Below are 26,360 nucleotides of genomic sequence, written 5' to 3' on the forward strand. Positions count from 1 at the left end.
TTCAAATAACAACTGCTTTTTCTATCAATTTTCTGGTAAATCGGGTATAGGGTTGATTAGCTTATTACTGCCTGATTTATCTTTTTTCAAGTCGAAAGCATCTGAAAGCTCTCCCGTCATCGTATAAGCTTTAAATTCGTGCTTGTCTCCCGTTATCTCAATCAACTGACGCATATGAGTGTTCGAGGCTTTTCTCTCCCTCCAAGGGAATTTCTGTGCGTCATACCTTTTCAATCCTGCCAACGTTTCCAATGGGTTAACCGTAGGGTGCAAAACAATACGATCGGGAAAATCCCCATGCATGGACAAGTACTACTTCTTTAATAAGACAACCTCCTGAGCGCTTAAAAAAGTGGGAGATAAAAAACACTAAACTAAAAACTAGAAATAAATATGCTGTGCGATCCACAACTTTTTCATAGTCACTAAATAAAAAAGGGTCTCTGCCGAAAACGACAGAGACCCTTTAGTTATAATTAAAATCTAGTCAATACCTTAAAAAGGTATGTTAGTTCCCTGATATAACCAAGGTTTTGACCATTGACTATCTGCTCCAAAGTTTCCTGAGAATTCAGTTATTTCAATATTGTTCAAAGCAGCATCAAGATTAGCTGAGTTATTGTTGTACTCATCATTTCCATACTGGAACCTGATGGCTACCTCTGGTTGAGGAGACAAAGGACCTGCAGTTAAGTCAGGGAAACCTGTTCTCCTGTAATCTGCAAATGCTTCAGTACCGTTAGACCAGTTAGCTACCCATTTTTGAGTAATTATTTGTTCGATAGTACTGTTAAACATTACACCAGACTGAGCAATAAAGTCATCGTACATATCGGCTTTTCCCCAAACTTCAAGAGATTGTTCGATACCCATGTTATAATGCATCTCAGCATCACCTACATTCCAGCCTTTCATGGCTGCTTCGGCGAAGATAAAGCTTACTTCAGATGCAGACAATATCCTTGCTTTAAGGATATCTCCTGCAGATCCGGCCGTACTATAAATTTCATCCAACTGAGAAACATGTAGGTTTTGTGTTCCTTGACCTGGAATAGGATTCCCATTGTAAGATTCTGGCGTAAGGATAGATGCTGGTAAACCAACATACAAATCTGTATTGTAATCCGCCATATTAGGATTAAAATGACGCGTAAATTTCACATCAGCATACTCTTCTTCGAATTGATCAAAAGTATAAATAGATTCGATTGGTTCTCCATCAGCTCTAATGAAACTTTCAGCAGCAACATCAAGGGAAGCATCTTCTACCCACTGAACCCTTACAGAATCAAACCAAACAGGAAGCCTAGGATCTTCAGTCATTGTCAATTGATCAATGAAGGTCTGGCAAGCCTGGTATCTTTGGAAATCATCAGGATCTAACCTTACGTGTCTGGTAATCCATATGTCATTTGATCCACCTGTATAATCTAGATTGGCATCCTGAGAAGGATCCTGAATATAGATTCCACTGCTATAGATGGCTTCAATTCCAGCTTTGGCTACATCAGGCTTCTTTTCAGACAAACGCATATAATACCTTAACAATAGAGAGTTGGTAAACCTTCTCCAGCTATCGACATTGGCACCATAGATAAGGTCATTACCAGCGGTTACACTTTCTGTAGAAGCAGAAGCTAGTAAAGTTGCAGCCTGATTTAGGTCAGCAATAATACCATCATAAATTACTTCCTGACTGTCAAATTTCGGGAATTGAAATTGATCACTGCCTTGGTCACCCATTAGGGCATCCGTATAAGGAGCATCTCCCCAAAGATCTGCAATATTTCCATAAGCAAAGGACTTCATCGTAAGGCCTATGCCCTGGAAGAATACGTTATCCATTTCTTCGCCTCTGGTAATCATTAGATCGTTGGTTCTAAGGATATCATACCATCCGGCCCAGCTTGTGGAAACCCAGTCATAGTTATTATGACCACCATACCAACCATTCTTCTGAGTGTATTGCATTGCACCACCCAAATCATTGAATCCTAATCCCAAATAGCTTTGAGCAGAATTTACCAATACTGTTGGCATTAAAAGATTTGGATTGGCATTAGCCGGGTCAATACCATAAGGATTGGTATTGATCTCACTGAGTTTGTCGTCACAACCTGTGACCAAGATAAGCCCCAGGAGAAATACGGCTATCTGTCTAAATTTAAATAAATTTTTCATGATATGTAAAAATAAGTGGCTTTAAAGATTGAAATTAAGCTTGAAACCAACAGGAATGCTCCATGGCATTACATTTTGACGTTCAATGCCTTGGTTGAATGAAGAACCTGAAGCCATAAATGCTCTTTCAGGATCGATACCAACACCAGCTTTTGTCCACAACATAATATTTCTAGTATAGACAGAGAAAGTAGCGTTTTTGAATACACTGAAATTCGGAATTCTATAACCTAAAGACAATTCCCTTAACTTAATAAAGGTTGCATCAAAAGTAACTTGCTCATTGAAGCTCCATGGGTAAGTATTGGTAATAGGATAAATGTTAGTACCAGAACCACCTAAATGCTCTTCATATACATCATCTGCATAATTATCAGGAGTATCTGCACCAGCAGTCTGAATTACACCAGGAATAAATGCACCATCAGAACCATTTTCATCGATAGGGAATCCACCAGTTTCAGCAGTATGACCACCTACACGTGGGAAGTTTCCTGGACTTGGTATAATGTATTTTTCAGGATCAGACTTCAATAAAGCTGCCAATTCATCTTCAGAATACAAGCCACCTGGTATTAGGTCGTCAATTTGTCTTTGTGATTTCCAATCAGATTCTCCGTATCTATAAGTAAAGGACATAAATTCGCCACCTTGTCTCCAGTCAAAACTAGCATTCAAAACAAATCTTTTGTAGCTAATTCCAGTCTGCATACCAAGAATGAAATCAGGGTTGAAGTTACCCACTTTTCTAAGGGCATCATCAGAAGATAGGTCTTGCCATTCTCCATTAGAGTCTAATACAGGCCATTTGTAATAAGGAGAATTTGGATCTTCCACCTCTACAAAACCTTTACTGTACATGTTTCCAATTTCATCTCCTAAGAAGGTAATGGCTCCTCCACCATTTTCTCCCCAAAGCGTAACTCTATCAAAGTTTTCTACCAGTTCCAAAACACTGGTTCTGTTTCTACTCCAGTTAACATCAACATCTAATTTCCAGTCATTCCTATCAAGTGCTGTACCACCTAAGCTCATTTCTAAACCTCTACTTTGGATCAGTCCAGCATTAATTAACCTGCTGCTGTAACCTGAAGATCTAGGAAGATTTACAGAGAATATTTGGTTCGTGTTTTCAATCACATAATACGTTCCAGAAAACCTCAACTTATTGGCGAACATATTCAAATCGATACCAGCCTCTATAGAAGTAGCTTCTTCAGGCAAGAAATCAGGGTTGTTTATTCCAGAACCTACCGCTGCAGTATTAATTGAATTATAAGTTCCTGTAGATAAGTTTTGAACCAAACGATATGGGCTTGTATCATTACCTACTTTTGCCCAACCTACTCTGGCTTTCAACATGTCAATGCTTTCAGGAAGGTTAAGCGTGTAATTCGCTAACCAGCTTAAAGAAGCAGAAGGGTAGAAATAAGAATTGTTGTTTAAAGGTAAAGTAGATGACCAGTCATTTCTAGCCGTCAAATCCAAATACAGTTGATCATCATATCCAAATGAGGCCAATCCGTAAATACTGTAGATTCGCTTTTGGGAATAACCGCTTGATACAGATCTGTTGTCCGCAGGAATGTTCTGAGCATTATAAATACCCGGTACCACAAGACCATTATTTCTGTCAGAACCTACGCCAACATAAGAAGAAACACCATATCTATGCATGATATTTCCACCTGCAGATGCATTGAAATCTAATTTACCAAAGTCCTCGTTATAACTCAAAAGGAAATCAGCATTAGACTCTTGGTTCAACATGTCTGTGTTGTAATATCCACCTTTAGCCATTCTGCTATAGCTGTAACCGATTTTAGTTTCTCTGTTTTCGTCAGATCGGTCCAAGGAATACCTTGCTATTAAATTTAAATTATCAGAGAATTTATAATCCAAAGATACGTTTCCGTAAATTCTATCTCTTCGGAAAGCATTCTCAATACCATAAGCAATGAAGTAAGGATTGTCTCCAACAGGAGTCCTTAATTGCTGTATTTCTTCTTGTCCAGGAACCCAGATACCTTTCATTCCCTCATAATCAATATAAGAGGAATTGTACACCGCTTCTAAAGCGTTACCTCTTCTATCACCTGTACTAGGTCTGTCATTTGACTTGCTATTGGTGTAGTTGAAGTTAGTACTAAGCGTTAATTTGTCCAAAATGTCATAAGTAACGGCAGAAGAAATGCTATTTCTATACAAATCGGAATTTGGGATCATACCTTGATGGATCATATTCCCATAAGACACCCTATAGGTAGCCTTATCATCTCCACCACTTATGGCGAGATTGTTATTGGAAGTGATACCAGTTTGAAGGAAGTCCTTCATTGCATTCGGATAAGATTTCAACTCAGTTGGAATTACGTTTCCGTTTTCATCAACTGGGCTATCCCATTGTTGTGCTAAGTTACCTGCATCCAATTGTGGTCCACCCCAATAAGCTGATCCATCATTGAAAACGCCTTCTCTATTACCATTTGCATATTTATAATGCAAATCAAGCAATTGAGTAGCTTGTTCAAAAACGTTGCTTGTAGAGAAAGAAAGTCCCATGTTTTTACCTTTCCCACCAGATTTAGTAGTAATGATAACAACACCATTACCAGCACGAGTACCATAAAGTGCTGCTGCACTTGGGCCTTTTAGCACACTGATATTGGCAATATCATCAGGGTTAATATCGGAAATGGCATTACCATAATCGACCTGGTTTCCATCACCATTTTGAGAATTGTTATTCAGTGAGTTAGACATTGGAACCCCATCCACCACAAATAGTGGCTGGTTGTCAGAAGTCAATGAGGAAGCTCCCCTAATCACCATGCTTATAGATGAACCTGCACCACTTGTTTGGTTGATGGTCACACCTGGCATTCTACCTGCAAGAGAACTCAATACGTTTTCTTGAGACACTTGAGTAATATCTTCCGCAGAAACTGTAGATACATCATACCCTAGTGATCTTTGGTCTCTTTTGATACCAAGGGCTGTTACAACTACTTCATTCATGGCAGTAGCTGCCTCTTCCAAGCTTAAATTAATATTGGTCTGGTTGCCAACTGTTACCTCTTGGCTTTCAAAACCTACATAAGAGAATACCAATACTGCTCCAGGGCCGGCGACGTCAATTGTATATGATCCGTCTATATCCGTTACTGTTCCATTGCTTGTTCCTTTCTCCAAAATAGTAACACCAGGCAAGCCTGAAGCATCATTTGTGGAGGTAACTTTTCCTCTGATAGTGACTGCAACCATCTCCTCGACAGTAAAAGCAGGTGCAAAAGAATTCCCTATTGCAGGATTTCCATTGGCTTCCGCCAGTACTGAACCAGTAGATAAAATACCTACCGAGAGAAGTGGCACCATCCACTTCATCATTTTTTTAGTACGATGTTTTTTCATAATTAATTGTTTTGCTTTTTCGGTTTTGCGTTCGTCTGATAAATTGGAAGTGATTCTCCAAACCTTGCCCATTGAAGGACTTCTATTCTTTTTCTTTTTGCGTTCTACTTAAACTTTGATCCTTTATTTTTTTATCTTCTGTATTCGATTTTAACTCTTCGTTGTATTCGTTTAAGACTTGCTCAAAATGTTTCCGCATACTTTCTTCCATCCCAGCCACCATTTCCGGATCCTCAAGACTTCCTAAAAGTTCATCAAACTCAGGACGTGAAATCTTATTTTGTACAAGTCTCTGCATTAGAGCCTCTGCTTTTTTCTTTTTCATATAAATGCCCTCCACCGTAAATACCATGGGATATAAAAAAGAGACTATTTGATTCAATTCTTTTTTATTGTGAAATAATTGTTAACAAACTTAACCTTAGCATAAAGTGGCCTGATTTCATTTTAATGCGTAATATTATTAGATACCAAAATCGGCCTTTGGAGATCAATGGCTACTAATTTTAATCTGTTTATGAAAAGTTCACCACTATTATTGGTTTGCATTGCATTGATTTTCAGCTCATGTGGACCCCAAAAAAAAGATGAAAAAGCTTTGCCTTCCGTTAAAGAAACAATGGATGGAGTTGTAACCCGCCTATATAAGGAGTTGGATAAAGATGCGCTTGATACCATTTCTCATGCTTATGCAGCGCAATACCTTACGGATGAAGAGAAAGAATCCCTCGCTACACAATATTGGAAAGTAAAGGTAAATGTACCTACCACTGTTTCCCTCATGAGAAATAAAGGCCAAGAGGTTGTTCCTTTCTGGATAAAACCTGCGGGATTTACGCTCACAGACCTGGAGGTAAAAAATGAACATGATACCTATGAGGTATATCAGAAAGATTTCGATGCAGGAGAAATCCAGCTGGGTATTAATGGCTTTGGCAAGCACCGACCTGTTTACTTCATTGGACTTGCACCTCAAAACTCAGAAGATGAATTGGAGATCACTCCTGTGTTTCCTGTAACACAACACATTGAAGTTTTTGATGTTGGCGCTTTCACCTATCACGACTGGAGTGGATTGAAACTTACAGAAGTTCCTGATGCGCTCAAAGGACAAAAACTACTGACGACCATCAGAGGTAGAGCAAGAGAGGCACACATGGTTGATGCTTTTAGAACTACCGCTTTCCCTACTGGGGAAAAACCTGATCAGGTACTTCTTACCTGGAGTGAGTCACCAGAAAACTCCATGGACATCCAATGGAGAACAACAGAGACGGTATCCTCAGGGACAGCTAAATATTGGAAAAATGGAACTGAAGACACTTTAGAAACTCAGGCAGAGAAATTTCTAATGGAAGACCGTCTCCTTCAAAATGACCGATACATGAATAGGTTTACAGCCAAGTTAAGGTCTCTGGAGCCTGAAACTGAATATGGCTATATTGTAGGAAATGAAGAAGCCGGTTGGTCATCGCCAGAAACCTTCAACACCGCCACAGGTAAAGGCGAACCTTTTTCATTTGTTTGGTCTGGTGATGTGCACCTTTCTGAAGTATGGGGCAATAACATTCAGAAAGCAGAGAAAAGATTCCCGGACATTGCCTTTTATTATATAGCAGGAGACCTTGTAAATACAGGTTTATACAGAGATGATTGGGACAAGCTGTTTCAATATGCGGGAAGTACCATAGCAAGAAAACCACTTATGGCTGTTCCTGGCAATCACGATAGTCAGGATGGACTTGGGGCCTGGATGTTTGAAAAAATGTTGAGTTACCCTTCAGACAGTCCTTCTCCTGAGATGGCTGGGCGCTCGTATGCTTTCAATTATGGAAATGCGCTGTTCCTAATGATAGATTCTACCTTTCCCAATGAAGACCAAACGGAATGGATTGAGAAAAAGTTAAAAGAAACAGATGCAACCTGGAAAATCGCAGTTTTTCACTTTCCTCCTTTCAATGCAGTAGAACCTTATGAGGACATACAGCAGGAATGGGGACCACTCTTTGACAAATACCATGTTGACATGGTGATGGGTGGGCATTTTCATTACTATATGCGGTCTAAGCCAATAAACAACGGGCAAATTGTAAAAAGCCCTAAGGACGGAACCATTTACTGGATTTCTGTTGGCACCACTGGAAAAAACAAAGACGTAGAAACAGGTTCCTATGCGGAAATTCAGTTTCCAGCAGATCACTTGTACCAATACATTACAATTGATGGAAAAACAATGAAAGCGCAAACCATCAATGTTGATGGCGAGAAGGTCGATCAGTTTTCAATCAACAAATAATACATTACGATTTTCAAGATTTATACCCAGACTAAGCAATAGCGTTCGTCACATAATAGAAGGCCTATAGCAAATTTCGTATTAAAGCCTGTCAGCAGTTTATCTGTAGACAGGCTTTTTTTTAACTCAGATATTTTTCAAATTAAACTGGTAGAAACCTTTTATTACCTGTATTTTTAACTCGGATTTCGCAATAGAAATCTTGACACATTGCCTTTTCCCTTCTTAAGAACAACTGTAAGAATAAGAAAAACAACGGGTTAAATGATTAAAATAGCTTGTACTCAGTGCTGGCTAGGATTGGCTGAGTTGATTCAGTACTTTGAAGATACATCAGCACCCACTGCTCGCCTGAGGTTAAAATAAACCAAATGGATTTGGTCAGAACAAAACTTCTGTCCAATGGACCAATTGGTCAAAAAATTGATTTTCATTCCCTTTTCAATAGACATATATGTACCTGATATTTGACACTGAGACTACTGGGCTTCCTCGCAATTACAATGCGCCCATGTCCGACCTGGAGAATTGGCCACGATTGGTTCAATTGGCCTGGCAACTCCATGATGATAAAGGACGGCTTATCTCTAACAATAATTTCATAGTAAAACCAGAAGGTTTTACCATTCCTTATAACTCTGAGAAAATACATGGTATTTCCACTCAAAGAGCCATCAAGGAAGGGCATGATCTGAGCAAGGTATTGGAGGAATTTGAAGTAGACCTCAAGAAATCCACTTTCCTTGTTGGCCATAATATTGGCTTTGATATATCCATCGTTGGAGCGGAATTATTGAGAACTAACAAGTCCATTGCAGACCTGGAAAAGGAGCCGCTAGATACCAAGAATATTTCTACGGAATTTTGTGCTATACCTGGTGGAAAAGGCGGAAAATTTAAGTGGCCTACCTTGATTGAGCTCCACCAGAAATTGTTTGGAGAAGGTTTTGGAGATGCGCATGACGCGGCTTATGATGTAGACGCTACAGCAAAAAGTTTTTTTGGACTTATAAAAGAAGGCGTACAGCCACCCGTCGAGGGGGTGACTATTGAGGAAATAGTCTATGAGGCCCCCAATCTTGAAGCAGCCAATTTTGCTGCTGCCAAAGATGACGTTAAGCTATCAGCCAAAAAGGTCCTTAAAGCAGCAGATGGTGCAGACATTTCTGATCTCAAAGACACGCCTTTTACGCATTTGCATGTCCATACTCAATTTTCCATACTTCAGTCTACCTCAGAAATCCCTGCTGTCATAAAAAGGGCAAAAAGTTTAGGAATGCCGGCTTTGGCCATGACCGATCATGGCAATATGATGGGAGCCTTTAACTTTGTAAAAGAAGCTTTTAACAACGACATAAAACCCATTATTGGTTGTGAATTCAATCTTTGCCGGGACAGAAAGAATAAATCCAATAAAGACGATGGCTACCAAACCGTATTGCTGGCAAAGAATAAAGCAGGTTACCATAACCTTGCTAAACTGTCTTCCTATGCCAATATCGAAGGTTTCTACTATCTCCCGAGAATAGATAGGGAAGTTCTTGTACAATATAAAGGGGACATTATTGCTACCACTGGTGGGCTATGGGGAGAAATCCCTTACCTCATCCTCAATGTAGGTGAAACCCAGGCAGAAGAAGCCTTTGTCTGGTGGGTCGAGCAATTTGGTGAAGATTTCTATGTTGAGCTTAACCGCCATGGTATTCCCGAGGAAGAAAAGGTAAATGAAGTAATGCTCCAATGGGCGGAAAAATACAATGTCAAATATTTCGCTGCCAATAACACCTATTACAATGTTCAGGAGGATGCCAAATCGCATGACATTTTATTGTGTGTAAAGGATGGAGAATTGGTCGAGAAGCCAAAGAAATACATAGGGAGAAAAGGGCGCGAATTTCGTTATGGGTTTCCTAATGATGAATTTTACCTCAAGTCTCAAGAAGAGATGAAAAAGCTCTTTGCTGATCTTCCAGAGGCCATCACTTGTACTGATGAAATCGTGGCTAAGATTGAGCCCTTCAAACTGGCTAGAGAAGTGTTATTGCCCAAATTTGATATTCCTGAGGAGTTTGTCGACCCTAAAGACGAAGAAGATGGAGGAAAAAGGGGTGAAAATGCCTTCCTACGTCACCTCACTTACGAAGGAGCTAAAAAGAGGTACACAGATATTACGGATGAAATTAGGGAGAGGCTGGACTTTGAATTGGAAACTATTCAGAGGACTGGCTATCCAGGGTATTTCCTGATTGTCCAGGACTTTACTCGTGCTGCCAGAGAAATGGGCGTCTCAGTAGGGCCAGGAAGGGGTTCTGCTGCGGGATCTGCGGTGGCTTATTGCGTGGCGATTACCAATGTTGATCCCATTGCTTATGACCTACTTTTTGAGAGATTCCTTAATCCTGATAGGGTTTCACTTCCTGATATTGACATTGACTTTGACGATGAAGGGCGACAAAGGGTAATCGACTACGTTATTAAAAAGTATGGTGCCAATCAGGTGGCGCAGATCATCACTTATGGAACAATGGCGGCCAAATCTGCCATTCGGGATACAGCAAGGGTACTTAACCTTCCCCTACCTGAAGCCGACAGGCTGGCAAAGCTTGTCACGGATATCAAACTTAAAGCGCTTTTTGAATTGGCCAATGACCGGGCCAAGCTTTCTGCCAAGCTTAAAAACAACAATGACAATTTAGAGAAAGCATTAGAGCTTATCCGAATTTCGAAAGGTAACGATGAAAGTTCCAGAACCATTAATCAAGCCAAGGTACTGGAAGGCTCAGTAAGAAACACCGGTATACATGCCTGTGGGGTTATTATTACTCCAGATGACATCACCAATTTCGTGCCCGTTGCACTTGCAAAGGATTCGGAAATGGTATGTACACAATTTGACAACTCCGTTGTTGAGAGTGCCGGCTTACTAAAAATGGACTTTTTGGGGCTTAAAACCCTAACCCTTATCAAGGATGCTGTAAGGATCATTGATGAACGACATGGCATATTACTAGATCCTGAAAATTTTCCGATTGACGATGTAAAGACTTACGAACTCTTTCAGCGAGGAGAAACTGTCGGCATATTCCAATATGAATCTGCCGGTATGCAAAAATACATGAGGGAATTGAAACCGACTGTATTTGCTGACCTCATCGCCATGAATGCCTTGTACAGACCAGGGCCTTTAGAATATATTCCGAGTTTCATTAAAAGAAAGCATGGAACAGAGCCCATCACTTACGATCTGGATGACATGAAGGAATACCTGGAGGAGACTTATGGGATTACAGTCTACCAGGAACAAGTGATGCTTCTTTCTCAAAAGCTGGCTGATTTCACCAAAGGTGAAGCAGATGTGCTGCGTAAGGCGATGGGTAAGAAACAAAAAAATGTGCTTGATGAGATGAAGCCAAAGTTTGTCAACCAGGCAGCAGCAAAAGGTCACGATAGCAAAAAACTAGAAAAAATATGGAAAGACTGGGAAGCCTTTGCTTCTTACGCCTTTAACAAGTCCCACTCCACCTGTTATGCCTGGATTGCTTATCAAACTGCTTACCTTAAAGCGCATTATCCTGCGGAGTACATGGCCTCTGTACTGAGCAATAATATGAATGACATTACACAGGTTACTTTCTTTATGGAGGAATGTAAACGAATGGGCATTCAGGTACTCGGTCCAGATGTAAATGAATCCAAAAGTGATTTTACAGTGAACATGGAGGGGCAGGTAAGGTTTGGTATGGCAGCGATAAAGGGCGCAGGTAATGCTGCAGTCAACGCTATAATCGAAGAAAGAGAAAATGCCGGGCTGTACAAAAACATCTTTTCTTTCACAAAAAGGGTAAACCTTAAAGCGGTTAATAAGAAAACCATGGAGGTATTGGCCATGGCAGGTGGTTTTGATTGTTTTGTAGACTTTCACCGAAGGCAATACCTGGAAGCTCCAGAAGGTGAAGCTTCACTTCTGGAGAAAGCCGTTAAATATGCCCAAAAAGTTATCCAGGAGGAAGAGAGTTCACAAGTTTCTATGTTTGGAGGAGGCGGAGGTCTTGACATACCTGTCCCCACAATTCCTCAAATGGAACCTTTCAGTCAATTGCAAGAATTAAACATTGAAAAAGAGGTAGTAGGACTGTATATTTCAGGACACCCACTGGATCAATATAAGGTGGAAATAGAAGCCTTTACCAACACGGGACTACCTGAACTTGCCGACACGGCACAACTTAAAACAAAAGGGGAAATTAAACTTGCAGGAGCAGTTACCACTTTTGCCCACCGTACGACCAAAAATGGAAAACCATTTGGCACACTTACCATGGAAGATTATCATGGAGGACATACCTTTTTCATCTTTGGAGAGGATTATGTGAGATTCAAGGAATATTTCATGCCCAACTGGTTTCTTTATATTACCGGATCTGTGCAACCTAAACGATTCAATCCAGAAGAATTTGAATTTAAGATCAATCAAATCACCTTACTTAATGAGATTCGAGGTAAGATGATCAAAGGTTTGAGAGTGCATATTGATTTGGATGACCTGGGACTGGAACTGATGGAAAAACTAGAAGCCATCACGCAGAAATACAAGGGGGAAGCAAAATTATATATAAATATTATAGACAATAAAGAAAATTTAACGTTGGATCTTATATCCTCAAAGTACCGGATAGATCCATCAAATGAGTTCATACAGGCCTTGGATCAAATACCCGAGGTAGCCTATAAGATCATTTGATTTTGAAATTATTTTAGTCAGTTAGGAACTTATTAATGTTGAAACTGATTAAGTTATATATTTTATAAAAAACCATAATTACAATAAGATGGCAAAAGCAATTGAAATCACAGATAGCAGCTTTGATGAATTAATCAAATCAGAACAGCCAGTATTGGTGGACTTTTGGGCAGAATGGTGCGGACCTTGTAAAATGATAGGCCCCATAGTAGAAGAACTTGCAGGCGAATATGAAGGTAAGGCCATCATCGGTAAAATAGATGTAGATGCCAACCAAGATATTCCAGGTAGATTTGGCATTAGAAGTATTCCTACCCTTTTGATTTTCAAAGGTGGAGAAGTAGTAGACAAAGTAATAGGCGCAGTTCCTAAATCTGTCATTGCTGATAAATTGGAAGCTCAGGTATAAGTTGTACCAAAAGTATTTAAGCATAAAAAAAGTCCTTCTTTCGAAGGACTTTTTCTTTTTGCATAGCATGAACAGCTATCTAATATTATTGAATGGATCTCCCATTTAAATCATAAACAACTCTACCGTCTTTTACGGTTAATTCACACTCCAATTTGTGATTAGTAGGGACTTTCTGTCCTGTTCTATCCCAAAGCGTAAATTCGCCATCTCTGATATTCAATATACTGATATCAGCTATCGCTCCTTCAGAAAGGTGTCCTAATTCTACCCTTTGAATTACCTGAGCAGGCTTCCAGGTACTCGCTTCAATAACATCAGGAAGTTCCATTCCCATTGCCAGGAAAGTGGTCATTACATTCAGCTGGTCTTTCATAGCAGCATTCATGCTACCTGTATGAAGGTCAGTACTGATGGTGTTAGGATAAAGTCCAGCAGCCAAAGCAGGGATCGCTTGCTTGAATTCAAAGCTAGCTCCACCATACCCTACATCAAAGATAATTCCTCTTTTCTGTGCATCCAGAATAAAAGGCTCCAATTCTCTGCTTTTACGGTTTATCACGGTTTCCCTTGCACCATTAAGTTCTGCATAAGTATGGGTATAAATGTCTCCTGGTCTCAAACGCTCAAAAAACAATTCTTTTATTGAAAGTGGGTCAAATTCATTGGATCCACCGAAATCAACGATTACTGGCATATCAGCGATTCTACCAGCTTCTACAGCTCTGTCAATCGGAATCCAATCACGACTACCATAATGCGCCACTTTAAAACCTACAATGTACTTTTTGTTCTGCTTGGCCACCATGCCGCTCAATTTGGCATCCATGTCACCTGTATTTTGTTCCCAGGCTCCGCCACGCATTCCTTCACCAACGATATTCATAAAACTCAATACCCTGGTTTTACTAACATCGATTACGTTCTTTTTGAAAGTATCAAAGTTTTTCCATCCAACTCCACCACAATCAACAATAGTAGTAACCCCTACACGGAAGGTAAAACCATCTGGTGGCAATGCTGTTAAACCATCACTTAAATAATGGTTTGGCTCTGTACCATGAAATACGTGACCATGGATATCAATTAATCCAGGAGTTACGACAAGGCCTTGAGCAGCAATAACTTTTCCAGCTTCTTTTTCAGAAATGGATTTAGCCACTTTAGCCACCTTACCATCTTTAATGGCAATGTCCATTGTAGCATCAATATTGTTTTTAGGATCGATCAACCTACCGCCTTTGATAAGCATGTCATAGGTCTGCGCACTTACCAAGCTACAGGTAAATACCATCACAATAAGTAATAATCTATATTTTAAATTCATCAGTTAAACTTTAGCTTTTAACAATTCTTCAGCAATTCTTTTAGCGACAATTTTCTCTTCTTTTGGTCTTAACATAAATACAGTTAGCTTAACTGCATTATCTCCGCCACTTATCACTTCTATAGAAGGACTTCCTTCACGCAATCTTTTGCGCAATTCTCCTTGATCAATGTTAATCTTACCAGTATCCCAGCCAATTTCTAAATAAGGTGTATGGTTTGCAATCGGCGGAACTGACACCTCGGTACTTACACCTTCAATATCAGAAACAGCATCAGAAATAAGGGCAATTTTGTCTTCCCACTCTTTCCATTCTTTATCATGATCTTTCTTGATATAAGTATCAAGTGCTACGTACATGCCAAGAATTTCCTCTTTATTGACTTTCATTCCACGACCAATAGTACCGCCTCTTGGTGGTGCACTTAATCTTGCAGCTTCTACGAGATCTCTTCGTCCCATCAAGATACCAGCACTTTGTGGTCCTCTAATGGCTTTTCCTCCCGAAACACAAACCAAATCAAATCCTAAATCATTGTATTTCCACAAGTTTTCTACAGGAGGAACATCAGCCGCCATGTCTATCATAGTAGGAAGACCATGCTTTTTAGCAAGTGCTATCCATTCCTCATGCTGAATTTTTCCAGATGGAGCTTGATAGTTAAGAAACCACATCATTGCCGTTTTACTATTAACAGCCCGATCTACATCAGCTGCAGTTTCTACTTCAACAATCTCAACACCAGTATTGGTAAGGGCATGAACATAACCTGTGTTATGCGATTTTTGAACAATTACCTGAGATTTCATTCCTGTTAAATCAGGCAATTGGCTGATCTTTTTTCTGTCTTTTCCGGTAAGCACACCTGCAGTACCCAAAACCATAGCAGACCAACATCCAGCTGTAACAGTAGCATATTCTGCATGGCAAAGCTCAGCAATTTTTTCTCCTACCTTGTCCTGAACCTCATCTAACATGATATAATGATCTGAGGTAAAGTTAATGGTCTGTATCACTTCATCAGGCATTAATGAAGCCGTCATAGCAGTATAAGTACCTGCAGCATTCACAAAACTTCTAAGCCCTAATTCTTTGATAACATTTCTTTTAGGAGCAGCCACCATTGTCTCTGCTTTTACAGCAGATAGAGGGATGCCTGCACCAAGTACTCCTCCTACAAGAGGAAGTGTACCTAATTTTTTCAATAATTTTCTTCTACTTAACATAGTAATATTTTTTGGAAGACGATCCCTTTCATTGGTCAATGAAAAGCGGGATTAGTCTTCGATTTCAACAATCATTTCAATTTCCAGGGCAATGCCACCTGGTAAAGAACCCATACCAACAGCTGATCTGGCATGTCTTCCTTTTTCTCCGAATACTTCTACCATAAAATCAGAAAAACCGTTCATAACTTTAGGTTGATCTATGAAGTCAGGACTTCCATTCACCATTCCAAGAACTTTTACAATCCTTGTAACCTTGCTCAAATCTCCAATTTCAGCTTTTAGAGAGGTAAGCAAATCAATACCTACCAATTTAGCTGCTGCTCTACCTTCGGTTACCGTCAGTTCAGTTCCAAGTTTGCCTGTTACCATTCCACCTTCTGGCTTTACTGGACCATGTCCAGAAAGAAAGACTAAGTTTCCTGTCCTTACTGCCTTTACAATACTGCCTGTAAAAGGCGCTGGGGTTTTCAAAACAATCCCCATTTCTTTTAATATTTTCTCTGGGCTTTCCTGTGCATTAGAAAACGAAGGCAAAGCAACCAGACTTATGAAAAACAAAAACGCGAGTGATTTAAGCATAACAATTTTATATTTAGTAGTAATTAGGTCGACATTAAAATATTATTGAGGGATATTATTCCCAAATTTTGGCACCAATACCGTTCAGGTCCCAAACAATTCTTCCCGCTCTTAAAGTCAATTCAGTTTCTAATTTCTGTGTACCCTTAGCAGCAGCACCAGAGGAATCTATAAAACCAAACTCTCCTTCATTTAACCTGAATATTGCCACATCAGCCTCTGCTCCAACAGAAAGATTGCCTAATTCTTCCCTTTGAATAACTTGAGCAGGTTTCCAGGTAGAAGCCGTAATGGCCTCCTGAAGACTCATTCCTAAGTTCATCATTTTGGACACTACATTCAACATGTCTTTCATTCCAGCATTCATACTGCCTGTATGCAAGTCGGTGCTTATGGTATTTGGATAAAAACCTTGTTGTGTTGCAGGTACAGCTACTCTAAATAAGAAAGAGCCTCCGCCATGCCCAACATCGAATATCAACCCCTTTTTTTGAGCTTCAAACCAGTGTGGCCAAACTTTACCTTCTGCATTCAGTGTACCTTCCTTTGGGCCATGTCCGGAATGATCTCCACCGTACATGTGTGTAAGGATATCCCCTGGTCTTAATATATCAAATAGTAAGGTAGAAAGTGGTAAAGCAGGATCTGCGCCTCCTAAATCCACCATAACTGGAATTTTTGCAATCTCTCCAGCTTGGACAGCTTTTTCGTAAGGCCCCCATTCATGTCCTCTATAATGGGCTATTTTTACCCCAATAATTTCAGGGTGCTGTCTAGCTATCATAGCTGTCATCTTAGGACTCATGTCAGTGGTATCCTGCTCACGTGAGCTTACCCCACTCATACCTTCACCCACAATATTGATAAAAACCAATACTCTGGTCTTAGATCGGTCAATCACATTTTCTTTATAAATCTGAAAATTTTTCCAGCCAGGACTTCCTGCATCAGCAACGGTAGTGACTCCCGCTCTAAAAGTGAAACCATCTGGGGGCAAAGCAGAAAAGCTATTGTTATAATCCCTGTGGGAAATTGTTCCGGAAAAATGGTGCCCATGGATATCAATTAAGCCAGGTGTAACGATTAAGCCCTTGGCGTCAATGATTTTTGCAGCAGATTTTTCACTAATATTTTTGGATACTTTGGCAATTTTTTTATCCTTAATTGCAACATCCATCACCCCATCAATTTTATTTTTGGGGTCTATTACATGACCGTTTTTTATCAAAAGGTCAAAATCCTGGGCCATGCCTTGTAGGACAATCGCCATAAATAAGACAAAGGTTAGCTTTAGTAATTTCATAGGTATAGCAATTTATTGAAAGGTTATTTTTCCGAAATATTTCGGTAAATGGAAATCTGGATGAGGATTGATTACCTCGTTCCAAGTAAAATAATGAGGGTTACTGGATTTTGCTGCAACTTTATAGAAATTAGCTTTCCAAGTCACACCTGGTGCTGGAGTAGTAATTTCTCTATATTCTTTTAACAAGGCCAATGGCACCCTGAATTCAATAAACCAGGTAACGGGCTCAGTGATTTCAGGGTCTACCTTATCAGGCATTGTATGTGCAATCTCAACTTGCTCGATTTCTTCCGGTTTCAATTTCTTGAATTCTTTTCTAGGCACTGTTACATAATGAAACAAAGGCACTCCAGAACAATTGATCTCCAGGTTAAAATATTCCAAAGGCGAGTTGGTATCAGGTGCAAAGAAAAACTCTACACAGGAATCACTAGACACATTTCCATTTACCTCTTGAACGACACATCTAACATATTTGTCCTCCACCTTGAAAATCCCATAGATATTGTCTTTATCGTATCTTAATTTAACCTGTGTTTTCGGGATGAATTTCTCCGGTTCAGGCCCCATATGAAGTGCTATGGAAGCAGCTTCTACTTCTTGCCATTCCGGCTTGTCCCAGTTTCCATCAATGGAAATTGGCTTATCTACCGATTTTACAATGTATCCGGAAGTTGATGGCTTGCTTTCTTTCATAGCTTTAGGGTTAGGACCTTGAATCAGCCCAAATATTACAATAAAAAAGAAACAATTAATTTCATCTATAGGCTTTTTAATGTTACCAGCTAGTTAGGTATTACTTGATTTCTTTACGTGCATTGGCCACCTCAATCGCTGAAATACTAGAAGAGTTGTTACCGAAGCTTTTTCTTATGTAGGTTAAAACACCTGCAGCTTCAGCATCACTTAAGAAGGAATGAGCAGGCATTATGCCATTATAAGCAACTCCATCTACTTCAATTTGTCCTTCAAGCCCCTGCAATATAACATTGATCAATTCCTTTTATTACCACGAACCCATTTGGTTCCCGCTAAAGGAGGGAATCTGGTACCATCACCCATGCCATTGCTCTGATGACAAGTAGCACAATATACATTATAAGTCTGTGCACCAACTTCTAGCAACCCTTTTTCCAGGTTGTCTTGCTCTTCATCAGGCTTCCTTATATTGGTTCTTGATTCTTTCCTTATAGCTAGCTCTTCAAGTGCATCCTCAGAAAAATCTTCTTTATCTCCAGGATACATCACTCTCCAAATCTTACCTTGTACACTTTCAGTAATATAAAGTGAGCCATCAGGTCCCATAGAAATCCCCATAGGTCGAGCAGCTGCATCTCCTGTATTTACAATTGTATCCAATTTGGCAAAGCCATCAGCAAAAACTTCCCAAGGACCTGAAGGCTTATCCCCTTCGAAAGGAACAAATCCTACAAAATATCCTGCCTGAGGATAAGGACCTCTGATAGTACTGCCATGAAAAGCAACAAATGCACCATCTTTATATCTTTCTGGAAATTGATCTCCAGTGTAAAAAAACAGATCATTAGGCGCATAGTGTCCTGGGAAACCTATCAAAGGCATGGCCACTGAATCAACACCTGTGTCTAACTCTTTGTCACCACCGTATTCTGGATTTAATAGTTTTTTACCACGAATATGATCGTAATAGAAATAAGGCCATCCTGCATTGGTACCTTCTTCTACCTTTAAAAATTCTTCAGAAGGAAGAACAGCTGACTCCCATCTTGAATAAAGATCTGGCCATGTTCTGTACAAGTTATCTCGCCCATGCTGAACAACGTAAAGGCTATTCTCCTTGTCGTTCCAATCCATTGCTACGACACTTCTAATACCTGTAGCATACAAGTAACCATCTTTCTGTGTTTGGTTAAGCTTATTGGCGTCAAATCTCCAAATACCACCGTGCCATTCTAACTGAGGGCAAGGTAGCATGCCTGGTAATCCTGGACGTCTGTTGAACTCTTGACAAACGTCTCCTGGAGATCCAAAAGGCACATACATATTGCCTTCATTGTCAAACGCAAGTGGTTTAGCGATGTGCTCATGACCATAAAATGCATTTTTATAATCATCACGCATAATTAATTCAGCTTCCCCTTCAGGGACCAAACTCTCTGGGTCAATTTTAATACGGAAAACATCTCCTGCAGTACTGAAGTAAAGGTATCCATTGTAAATCTCCATACCAGTACCATAACTGCCTACTTCTGGATAGGAGCCGAATGTACTGACAATGTCAGCTTTTCCATTTCCATCAGTATCTCTCAAGGCAACTATACCTTGACCTTCCTCATTGGCAACCCTTAGCTTTACATAAATATCGCCATTGTCTCTGACAGTAAGGTGTCTTGCTCGACCAATACTATCTACCACAACAACTGCCTCAAATCCACCAGGAAGAGTTAAACCTCCATTGTCAGAATCTCCACTTGGCAATTTCACTCCTGATTGGCAAGCTCCAAGAGTAAAAAGAACAAACATCAACGTGTAGTAAGCCAAGCGATTTTGTGTGTTAAAAGAAATATTTTTCATCATATAAGCATTAATATATATTCGTCTTTTTAATTTTAAGTGGGTGATCGTATTATAAATTAGATAGGTAAGTTAAGTTGAAATCATAAAATTTCCTTAGAATACAAGCGTAATAATAAAAAATATTACTTAAGTGGATAAAGCAGGATGGAAATGGTTCCTACCTTAATGTTCTAACCAAAATTTCATATAAATAATGGGCAAAACCTATTTTGGGCTGAATCAAATTTGATTTGATTTCACTTGTTTTAAAGGCTGGTGTTTTTGGGTGATTCTCGCTAGTTTTTATTAAAAAAGCCCTCTGTATAAAAAGAGCCAAACTTTGAGAAATCTAAGTTTTGTAATACGAATTCTTGATATTTTCAGGAAGCTACTCCATTACAAGGAATTACAGATATTACACAATTTGGACTATTGAGATGGCAAAAGTATAAAAAAAGTATGATTTCACCCTTACAACACTTAATATTTTAACCAAATTGAGAGATTATTTGTATTTAAAGCATTTATTAGCCTAAAAATTAAACTCAGGCAAAAAATTAAAATTCTGTCAATTTAAATCCAAGAGTGGAATTAATCTGTGTTTGTAGCGAGTAGATTAATGTATTCCTTTATTTCCTTTAAGTAATGCATCAAACGAATGTTTGATGGCAAATTTAAGTCCTGTCCAATAATTTGATATCCTGAGGCTATAATCGTTGATTTAGGAAACCTTTCGCCCAAGGATTGGAGGTATCCTTCTACAAATTCATTAGAAGGGTTAGTCGTTATTGCCGTCACAAGGAAATCTGGATTGTGCACCTTGTAAACATTATTTAAGTCATCATCAGGAGTGTTTTGCCCCAGATAGATAACCTTGTGCCCATTGGCTTTTAGTAAATAGGAAGTGAAAAGAAGTGATATCTCATGCAATTCGCCCTCCGGCAAGAACAATAAAAATTTCCTTCCTTCTCCAGTAAACACCTGTCCATCTATGGCCACTATTAATTTTTGCCTCACCAGATTTGAAATAAAGTGCTCCTGCCCCGGATGAATGCTTCCGGTTTGCCACAGAACCCCTATTTTAGACAAAAATGGATAGATGATGTTCAACATGGTCTGTTCAAAACCTATTTTGAGAATATTGGTAGAAATGATTTTTTCAAATCTTTCTTCATTGAACTCGACCATTGCTAAAACCAGTGAATGGATTTGATCATCATAAGCAAAAGACCGTTCGGTCAGTTGAAGCACTTCAGCTTTCATTTCTTCACCAGTCATTTTGGCGATCTTGCTTATTTTCAATCCATTCTCATTGAGTAAGGCTACATTCAAAATTAATTTTAGGTCATCATCATCGTAAAACCTGATATTTGTATCCGTTCTTTTTGGATTGAGTAGTTTATACCGCTGCTCCCAAATCCTTACGGTGTGGGCTTTTATCCCAGATAGCTTCTCTAGATCTTTTATGGAATACTTACTCATTTACCTTTTTTTTAAAGTACTTATTAGGTACAATGAATAATCCAAATGAAACTGCTCCATCTTTTTTCCTGCTTGCATGGTGCGCTTGGTGGGCTTTAAAAATACCCGCGAGGTATCCGCCTTTCGGTTTTGTGAAAAGCTTCACTCTTCTATGTATTAATATATCGTGCAAAATAAAATAGCTTAGGCCGTACAAGGTGATCCCCAAACCAATCCAAAACCTATAGTCCAAAGTACTAACTCCAAAAAAAATCAGAGCAATAGCGACACTCGCGAAAAGGAAAGAGAAAAGGTCATTGAGTTCAAAAAAGTTTTTGGAGTGGCTGTGGTGAGTCTTGTGAATTTTCCACAATACACCATGCATTAAATATTTGTGAATAAACCATCCGGAAAATTCCATGGCCACAAATCCAACCAGAATATAGAACAAAGCGTAAATCATTGTTAATTAAACCAAGCTAAGGTGATTTTGTTTTCTTTTTATAGAATCATTGCCAAAACGGCAAAAAAGGCCAACAGATTAAAAAAGACAATGAGATTAAGTTCATTGTCCTTCTCAAAAGAAAGCTTTCTATATACAATCTGAATAATAAAGGCGACTAAAAACCAGGTGATAAAATTGGACACAGGAATAATTTCCTGATGCCACTGCCAGAAATCTAAAGCAACAGCCACTTTTTCAAGGCATAAATCCAACAGAACCATTAATCCAGCACCTGAAGCGGCTGCAATAAGGTCATTTTTTATCATTTTTTGAAAAATACCTCCAGTTAGGTAAACTAGTAAAAACCAATTTAGCCCTATCATCAAAGGCACCCCAAAGGCCTTAATACCAAGGACACCACTGTAACTGTAATCCCCAAACAACAGCCCGGTATGGACACCGATGATTTCGGTAATCATGCCGACAAAAAATGAAAAAAGTAAAAACCCAAAGAAGCCTTTGTTAAAGTCTTTGTGAAAATAAAGCAAAATGCCGGTGACCAATAACAAATGAAATGGAGTAATCAGCTGAAACAATGGCCGGCTTTTTTGCCAATACAATCCAAATAGGCCTACAATATGAAGTATGGTAATGAAGACTTTGGCTACTTGAGATTTTTCAAACTTAAAAAAGGTCGAGTTGTCCATATAATTAGGCATAGCAAACCAGAAAATTAAATATTGAGGAGTTATTTTTGTTTTCAATATACTATAAGTGTTTCTTTACATTTTTGTTCGAAAGAATCGGGACGAATTTAATAGAAATTGAATTAAACAAGTCATAACACAGGAGCTAATGATACTTTACAACATAACAATAAATATTGACAGTGAAAAAGAGGAAGAGTTTATTGAGTGGATGAACCAGGTTTACCTTTCTGGAATCATGCAAACCGGACTCTTTTATGAGAAACGATTCTTTCGTCTTTTACAGGAAGACAATGGAGAAGGCATCAATTTTTCCGCCCAATTTTTAGCGGAGAGTTTAGAGGATTTGAAATTCTTTCAATCCAGATATGGAGACATATTCAGAGAAAGAATAAAAGAAAAATTTGGAAGCCAGTTTGTTTCTTTCCGCTCGGTATTAGAATCAGTAGATTAATTATATCTTCAGATCAACTTCCTGTTTTCATCAGGAGGTCTCCTTTTCTTTTGATAATTAGAAGCCCAAAGTGCTCATTCAAAATGGATTTACATCTATTTTCCGCAAATAGGGCACGGGATGGCGTATCGTAAAGCAAAGTCATCCTTAACAGGTTCTTCACATAAGCTGGATTTTGTCCCAGGGTTTGAATCCAATTATGAAAGGTGCACTTCCAATCTTCCTGGTATTTCTCAAAGTGGCTTTTTCCGTCAAACCTTAGTTCCAACTGATTGGTGCCAAACTTGTACCTAAAAATACCCGCGAGTTGTCTGTAAATTATGGACAAATGGTCTTCAGGAAATGACTTCTTAGAAAGAATTTTCAAGTAGGTATCATCCTGAAGTTCAAGCGGATTGAACAATAAAGTAAAGGCATTTTTCAATTCCTCCACCATCAGATCCATCATCTCCTTTTCAATCCCATCTTGGGCTTGCCTAAGGATATAATTTTTATCTAATGGAAACAGTTTTCTAGTCATAATTCGCCTTTCAGCCTGCAAATTAAAGAAAAGTAATTGGAAAAAAGCGGTTTTTCCACAATTAACAGCTTTTAATTTCGATTTTCATTATAGTTAAATGCTTTGGGCAGTAAAGAAAATACCATTTTAAGGACCAATTCTACCTTTATCTGGTAGAAGCGTTATTTATAGTCTGCCCAAAAAACACTGCATTTAAAAACATTTTATTTGTACCAAACCAATAAGCCCTAAAGTTAGGATTATCTACAAACCCAATGGTCTTTCCCTTTCCTTTACCTGAAATCTGAATCACTCCTTTGTTTTTCATCATTGCCAGATTGGTAGGGTGCACATAGCCACTTGCCAATGGGCTCTCGGCATACACCAATGGATTGGCATATGGATTACCTGAAGGCTCAAGGAATTGATTTCCTTGCTTAAAAACATGAATTTCGGCATTTTTATAGCCATAACCAATAGGGTGTGTGATGTCCAATTTCGCTTTGAAAATCGCCCCTCCAGTCACCTTCGCCCCTCTGGCATTTTCCAAGTCTGCATATTGTTTCTGACTGGTTGTGTCACTATAATCAGGATTTTGAAAATTGAAAACGGCTATATCATTGTCTGCTAACCAATTCATCGCCGATCCCCTACTTATAAGTGTTCCTCCTTTTTGCACCCAGGATTTTAGCTTTTCGGCTTCTTTTTCTCCTAAGATAGAATAATCACCCGTTGGCAAAATAATTACATTGTACCTGTCAAGGTCTGCAACAGACATCCTATGGGTAGCCATTAATGTAATTGGGATTTCCATACGTTGATCAAAAAGGTGCCATATTTCTCCAGCATCAGCACTTCCGACACCATCATCCACTAAAAGTGCAATGGATGGTTTTTTCAATACACTTATGCTGGGAGAACCAAGGTTTACACCTCCAGTTAGCCCAGTGGACAAGGCATAAATATTCACGCCAGTTTTCGCTGCTATTGTTTTGAGGTCCTCATAAAAGGCTTTGTCGGTCTTTTCGGAGTTGCCCTTTTCAACCAATATGGTGCCCCTTCCATAATTCTTCTTGTCTTTCGTTTGAAACTCTTTGTGACTCACTCTCAGCTGATAACCAAGATCCATTAGCTTGTAGAGCGCTTTGGGTGTATAATATTCATCCCATTCGAAAGCATAACTGTAAGCCCCAGCCTCCCCAATCACTTTGCCTTCCTTGAAAGAAAGACCATTGCTTACATTTACTACTTTTGCCAGGTTTAGTATTTTGCTACTCAATGACAGGGAATTTAAATTGAATGCCATTGGCATGTTCCAAGTAGAAACATCGTAAAATAAACTGTCCTGAAAAGTTGTTCTGCTCTCAAACAAAGATTTAACAAGCCTGTACTGAGGTTGGTCTAAAGGAACAATGAAAGATTTACCTGATTTAAAAGGCACACCATTTAGCGTAACATCCTCTTCGAGGCTATAAAGCTGTATATTATGTTGCAAAAGGATATCGGCAAAATGAAAGGTCCTTCCGTAATCCTCCATCGCTCCAAAGATTATGGCTTTGTCATCGTCCTCTGTATATTCAGTCTTGGCATCCTTATAAAAATCAGACATATAGGTATTCAACTCTACCCTCATATCCGTAGCCGCATCAAAGGATGAGAGTGCAGTGGTGAATTGGTTTCTGATAGTAAATGGAAAGGATATCTTACCATAATCACTCTCATGTAAGTTCCCTCTAGAAGAAGCTTGCTCAAATAGAATTCCTACAGCTCCCTGAATGTCAGGGTAGGTGGACCCTTTACCAAAATAGTAATCATCAAAACTCTCCTTGGAGTAATAAAGGGACCCTATTTTGTCAAGGTATTTCGCATGGTAAGTTGCTATTTTCTCCGTCAGTTCAAAATTCTTTGCTGGTGTAAGTGGATTGTTTCGACTAGGAATCCCTGGTTGGAAAAAATAAGTATTGTCCGTCCCCATTTCATGAAAATCAAGGACAATATTAGGTAACCATTCCTGCAACTGAGCAATTCTACCTTTGGATTCAGGATGCTGCACAGGCAACCAGTCTCTATTCAAGTCAAACCAATAGTGGTTTGTTCTTCCTCTCGGCCATGCTTCGTTTAGCTCTCTATTGTTTCTGTCCCCATTTGGATAATAGCTTTTATGACTGTTTACCCATGACGCAAAACGATTTATCCCGTCAGGGTTAATGGCAGGATCAATTAGCAATATGATATTCTCCAGGTCCTCTTCTATCTCCTTAGCAGCTGTAAAGTGGTAGGCAGAAAGGAGTGATGCATTCACGCCCGAGGCTTCGTTTCCATGAACCGAATGCCCCATGTACATTACCACAGGCATTCCTGCAAGATCGGATTTAAAATCAGGGTACCTCAAACCTCCCCTTTGCTCTTTTAGCTTATCAAGTTGTTTGATATTTTTAGGCGATGAAACAGCCAACATTATCAAAGGTCGCTTTTCATAAGTTTGGCCATAGGTAATTAAAGTAGCCTTCGGAGATTGAGCGGCTATGGCTTTGTAATATTGCACCACTTGGGTGTGATTTACGTGCCACTCTCCCACTTCAAAGCCTAGAATTGAAGAAGGCTTTGTTATTTCTTTGTCATAAGTAACGTCATCAGGAAGGTAATAATCTAGGTTAACATTCTGAGCACTAACCGAAAAAAACAGAAATAACAATATACTGCTAAATAGGCCTCTTTTCATTTTTTGCTGGGGTTAATTACACGTAAATAAGCGTCGTGTTATTTCAGGGATCGAAAT

General features: G+C 39.2%; 20 protein-coding genes. 4 read left to right on the forward strand and 16 right to left on the reverse strand.

Annotated elements, in window-relative coordinates; genetic code table 11:
* Positions 1 to 24: 24 nt before the first annotated feature.
* The 4 genes from ADICYQ_RS22310 to ADICYQ_RS22325 all read right to left on the reverse strand — a co-directional run bounded on the left by ADICYQ_RS22310 (position 25) and on the right by ADICYQ_RS22325 (position 5,917).
* Positions 25 to 303 (reverse strand): hypothetical protein, encoded by a 279-nt coding sequence (locus tag ADICYQ_RS22310; protein WP_040417693.1) that lies wholly within the window; start codon positions 301 to 303, stop codon positions 25 to 27.
* A gap of 192 nt (positions 304 to 495) precedes the next feature.
* Positions 496 to 2,181 (reverse strand): SusD/RagB family nutrient-binding outer membrane lipoprotein, encoded by a 1,686-nt coding sequence (locus tag ADICYQ_RS22315; protein ID WP_020893655.1) that lies wholly within the window; start codon positions 2,179 to 2,181, stop codon positions 496 to 498.
* Positions 2,182 to 2,202: 21 nt separating this feature from the next.
* Positions 2,203 to 5,592 carry a SusC/RagA family TonB-linked outer membrane protein gene (locus ADICYQ_RS22320; protein WP_040417706.1) on the reverse strand — a complete coding sequence of 1,130 codons (3,390 nt, stop codon included), beginning with the start codon at positions 5,590 to 5,592 and terminating at the stop codon, positions 2,203 to 2,205.
* Between the two features lie 82 nt (positions 5,593 to 5,674).
* Entirely contained in the window at positions 5,675 to 5,917 is a 243-nt protein-coding gene (locus tag ADICYQ_RS22325; RefSeq protein ID WP_152520515.1) for a hypothetical protein, read from the reverse strand.
* A 192-nt stretch (positions 5,918 to 6,109) separates the two neighbouring features.
* Here ADICYQ_RS22325 and ADICYQ_RS22330 point away from each other — a divergent pair, with 192 nt between their 5' ends.
* From ADICYQ_RS22330 to trxA, 3 genes are all read left to right on the forward strand, one after another.
* Complete coding sequence (locus tag ADICYQ_RS22330) at positions 6,110 to 7,888, forward strand: purple acid phosphatase family protein (RefSeq protein WP_040417696.1); 1,779 nt, start codon at positions 6,110 to 6,112, stop codon at positions 7,886 to 7,888.
* A gap of 454 nt (positions 7,889 to 8,342) precedes the next feature.
* A complete protein-coding gene (gene dnaE / locus ADICYQ_RS22335) occupies positions 8,343 to 12,629 on the forward strand; it encodes a DNA polymerase III subunit alpha (protein ID WP_020893660.1) in 4,287 nt (1,428 codons plus the stop codon).
* Between the two features lie 88 nt (positions 12,630 to 12,717).
* Positions 12,718 to 13,038, forward strand: coding sequence for a thioredoxin (gene trxA / locus ADICYQ_RS22340; RefSeq protein WP_020893661.1), 321 nt, complete (start codon positions 12,718 to 12,720; stop codon positions 13,036 to 13,038).
* A gap of 85 nt (positions 13,039 to 13,123) precedes the next feature.
* Here the strand turns inward: trxA and ADICYQ_RS22345 are convergent, their stop codons facing one another.
* From ADICYQ_RS22345 to ADICYQ_RS22385, 10 genes are all read right to left on the reverse strand, one after another.
* Positions 13,124 to 14,365 (reverse strand): amidohydrolase/deacetylase family metallohydrolase, encoded by a 1,242-nt coding sequence (locus ADICYQ_RS22345; protein WP_040417700.1) that lies wholly within the window; start codon positions 14,363 to 14,365, stop codon positions 13,124 to 13,126.
* Between the two features lie 3 nt (positions 14,366 to 14,368).
* A complete protein-coding gene (locus ADICYQ_RS22350; protein WP_020893663.1) occupies positions 14,369 to 15,592 on the reverse strand; it encodes an aminotransferase class V-fold PLP-dependent enzyme in 1,224 nt (407 codons plus the stop codon).
* A gap of 51 nt (positions 15,593 to 15,643) precedes the next feature.
* Positions 15,644 to 16,174 carry a RidA family protein gene (locus ADICYQ_RS22355; RefSeq protein WP_020893664.1) on the reverse strand — a complete coding sequence of 177 codons (531 nt, stop codon included), beginning with the start codon at positions 16,172 to 16,174 and terminating at the stop codon, positions 15,644 to 15,646.
* Between the two features lie 55 nt (positions 16,175 to 16,229).
* Positions 16,230 to 17,477 carry an amidohydrolase/deacetylase family metallohydrolase gene (locus tag ADICYQ_RS22360; RefSeq protein ID WP_020893665.1) on the reverse strand — a complete coding sequence of 416 codons (1,248 nt, stop codon included), beginning with the start codon at positions 17,475 to 17,477 and terminating at the stop codon, positions 16,230 to 16,232.
* Positions 17,478 to 17,489: 12 nt separating this feature from the next.
* Positions 17,490 to 18,176 (reverse strand): carbohydrate-binding family 9-like protein, encoded by a 687-nt coding sequence (locus ADICYQ_RS22365; protein WP_020893666.1) that lies wholly within the window; start codon positions 18,174 to 18,176, stop codon positions 17,490 to 17,492.
* 100 nt (positions 18,177 to 18,276) lie between these two features.
* The gene (locus ADICYQ_RS29100) at positions 18,277 to 18,477 is read right to left on the reverse strand and encodes a c-type cytochrome (RefSeq protein WP_020893667.1); all 201 of its coding nucleotides are present in this window, start codon (positions 18,475 to 18,477) and stop codon (positions 18,277 to 18,279) included.
* Positions 18,474 to 20,036: a PQQ-dependent sugar dehydrogenase gene (locus tag ADICYQ_RS22370; protein ID WP_020893668.1), complete on the reverse strand. Its 1,563-nt coding sequence runs from the start codon at positions 20,034 to 20,036 to the stop codon at positions 18,474 to 18,476. Before ADICYQ_RS22370 ends, ADICYQ_RS29100 begins: the two co-directional genes overlap by 4 nt.
* Positions 20,037 to 20,606: 570 nt before the next feature.
* Positions 20,607 to 21,497: a MerR family transcriptional regulator gene (locus tag ADICYQ_RS22375; protein ID WP_020893669.1), complete on the reverse strand. Its 891-nt coding sequence runs from the start codon at positions 21,495 to 21,497 to the stop codon at positions 20,607 to 20,609.
* Positions 21,490 to 21,939, reverse strand: a complete 450-nt coding sequence (locus ADICYQ_RS22380; RefSeq protein ID WP_020893670.1) for a sterol desaturase family protein — start codon at positions 21,937 to 21,939, stop codon at positions 21,490 to 21,492. The genes ADICYQ_RS22375 and ADICYQ_RS22380 overlap by 8 nt, the downstream gene beginning before the upstream one ends.
* Positions 21,940 to 21,977: 38 nt before the next feature.
* Entirely contained in the window at positions 21,978 to 22,640 is a 663-nt protein-coding gene (locus ADICYQ_RS22385) for a carotenoid biosynthesis protein (protein ID WP_040417703.1), read from the reverse strand.
* A gap of 136 nt (positions 22,641 to 22,776) precedes the next feature.
* On the opposite strand from ADICYQ_RS22385, the gene ADICYQ_RS22390 reads away from it, so the two are divergent.
* On the forward strand, positions 22,777 to 23,082 hold the full coding sequence (locus ADICYQ_RS22390) for a DUF4286 family protein (protein WP_020893672.1): 306 nt from the start codon (positions 22,777 to 22,779) through the stop codon (positions 23,080 to 23,082).
* A gap of 13 nt (positions 23,083 to 23,095) precedes the next feature.
* Here the strand turns inward: ADICYQ_RS22390 and ADICYQ_RS22395 are convergent, their stop codons facing one another.
* Both ADICYQ_RS22395 and ADICYQ_RS22400 read right to left on the reverse strand, forming a co-directional pair.
* Positions 23,096 to 23,602: a hypothetical protein gene (locus tag ADICYQ_RS22395; protein WP_020893673.1), complete on the reverse strand. Its 507-nt coding sequence runs from the start codon at positions 23,600 to 23,602 to the stop codon at positions 23,096 to 23,098.
* Between the two features lie 145 nt (positions 23,603 to 23,747).
* The gene (locus ADICYQ_RS22400; RefSeq protein WP_020893674.1) at positions 23,748 to 26,303 is read right to left on the reverse strand and encodes a M14 family metallopeptidase; all 2,556 of its coding nucleotides are present in this window, start codon (positions 26,301 to 26,303) and stop codon (positions 23,748 to 23,750) included.
* Positions 26,304 to 26,360: the final 57 nt, after the last annotated feature.

The sequence above is a fragment of the Cyclobacterium qasimii M12-11B genome, from assembly GCF_000427295.1.
Lineage (GTDB): Bacteria > Bacteroidota > Bacteroidia > Cytophagales > Cyclobacteriaceae > Cyclobacterium > Cyclobacterium qasimii.

Bases quoted from the DNA above. Each gene is read 5' to 3' on its own strand.
- ADICYQ_RS22330 (WP_040417696.1), top strand. From the start codon at position 6,110: ATGAAAAGTTCACCACTATTATTGGTTTGCATTGCATTGATTTTCAGC.
- ADICYQ_RS22400 (WP_020893674.1), bottom strand. From the start codon at position 26,303: ATGAAAAGAGGCCTATTTAGCAGTATATTGTTATTTCTGTTTTTTTCG.
- ADICYQ_RS22365 (WP_020893666.1), bottom strand. From the start codon at position 18,176: ATGAAAGAAAGCAAGCCATCAACTTCCGGATACATTGTAAAATCGGTA.
- ADICYQ_RS22395 (WP_020893673.1), bottom strand. From the start codon at position 23,602: ATGACTAGAAAACTGTTTCCATTAGATAAAAATTATATCCTTAGGCAA.
- ADICYQ_RS22370 (WP_020893668.1), bottom strand. From the start codon at position 20,036: ATGATGAAAAATATTTCTTTTAACACACAAAATCGCTTGGCTTACTAC.
- dnaE (WP_020893660.1), top strand. From the start codon at position 8,343: ATGTACCTGATATTTGACACTGAGACTACTGGGCTTCCTCGCAATTAC.
- ADICYQ_RS22345 (WP_040417700.1), bottom strand. From the start codon at position 14,365: ATGAATTTAAAATATAGATTATTACTTATTGTGATGGTATTTACCTGT.
- ADICYQ_RS22390 (WP_020893672.1), top strand. From the start codon at position 22,777: ATGATACTTTACAACATAACAATAAATATTGACAGTGAAAAAGAGGAA.
- ADICYQ_RS22380 (WP_020893670.1), bottom strand. From the start codon at position 21,939: ATGATTTACGCTTTGTTCTATATTCTGGTTGGATTTGTGGCCATGGAA.
- ADICYQ_RS22355 (WP_020893664.1), bottom strand. From the start codon at position 16,174: ATGCTTAAATCACTCGCGTTTTTGTTTTTCATAAGTCTGGTTGCTTTG.
- ADICYQ_RS22385 (WP_040417703.1), bottom strand. From the start codon at position 22,640: ATGCCTAATTATATGGACAACTCGACCTTTTTTAAGTTTGAAAAATCT.
- ADICYQ_RS22360 (WP_020893665.1), bottom strand. From the start codon at position 17,477: ATGAAATTACTAAAGCTAACCTTTGTCTTATTTATGGCGATTGTCCTA.
- ADICYQ_RS22375 (WP_020893669.1), bottom strand. From the start codon at position 21,497: ATGAGTAAGTATTCCATAAAAGATCTAGAGAAGCTATCTGGGATAAAA.
- ADICYQ_RS22310 (WP_040417693.1), bottom strand. From the start codon at position 303: ATGCATGGGGATTTTCCCGATCGTATTGTTTTGCACCCTACGGTTAAC.
- ADICYQ_RS22320 (WP_040417706.1), bottom strand. From the start codon at position 5,592: ATGAAAAAACATCGTACTAAAAAAATGATGAAGTGGATGGTGCCACTT.
- ADICYQ_RS22350 (WP_020893663.1), bottom strand. From the start codon at position 15,592: ATGTTAAGTAGAAGAAAATTATTGAAAAAATTAGGTACACTTCCTCTT.
- ADICYQ_RS22315 (WP_020893655.1), bottom strand. From the start codon at position 2,181: ATGAAAAATTTATTTAAATTTAGACAGATAGCCGTATTTCTCCTGGGG.
- trxA (WP_020893661.1), top strand. From the start codon at position 12,718: ATGGCAAAAGCAATTGAAATCACAGATAGCAGCTTTGATGAATTAATC.
- ADICYQ_RS22325 (WP_152520515.1), bottom strand. From the start codon at position 5,917: ATGAAAAAGAAAAAAGCAGAGGCTCTAATGCAGAGACTTGTACAAAAT.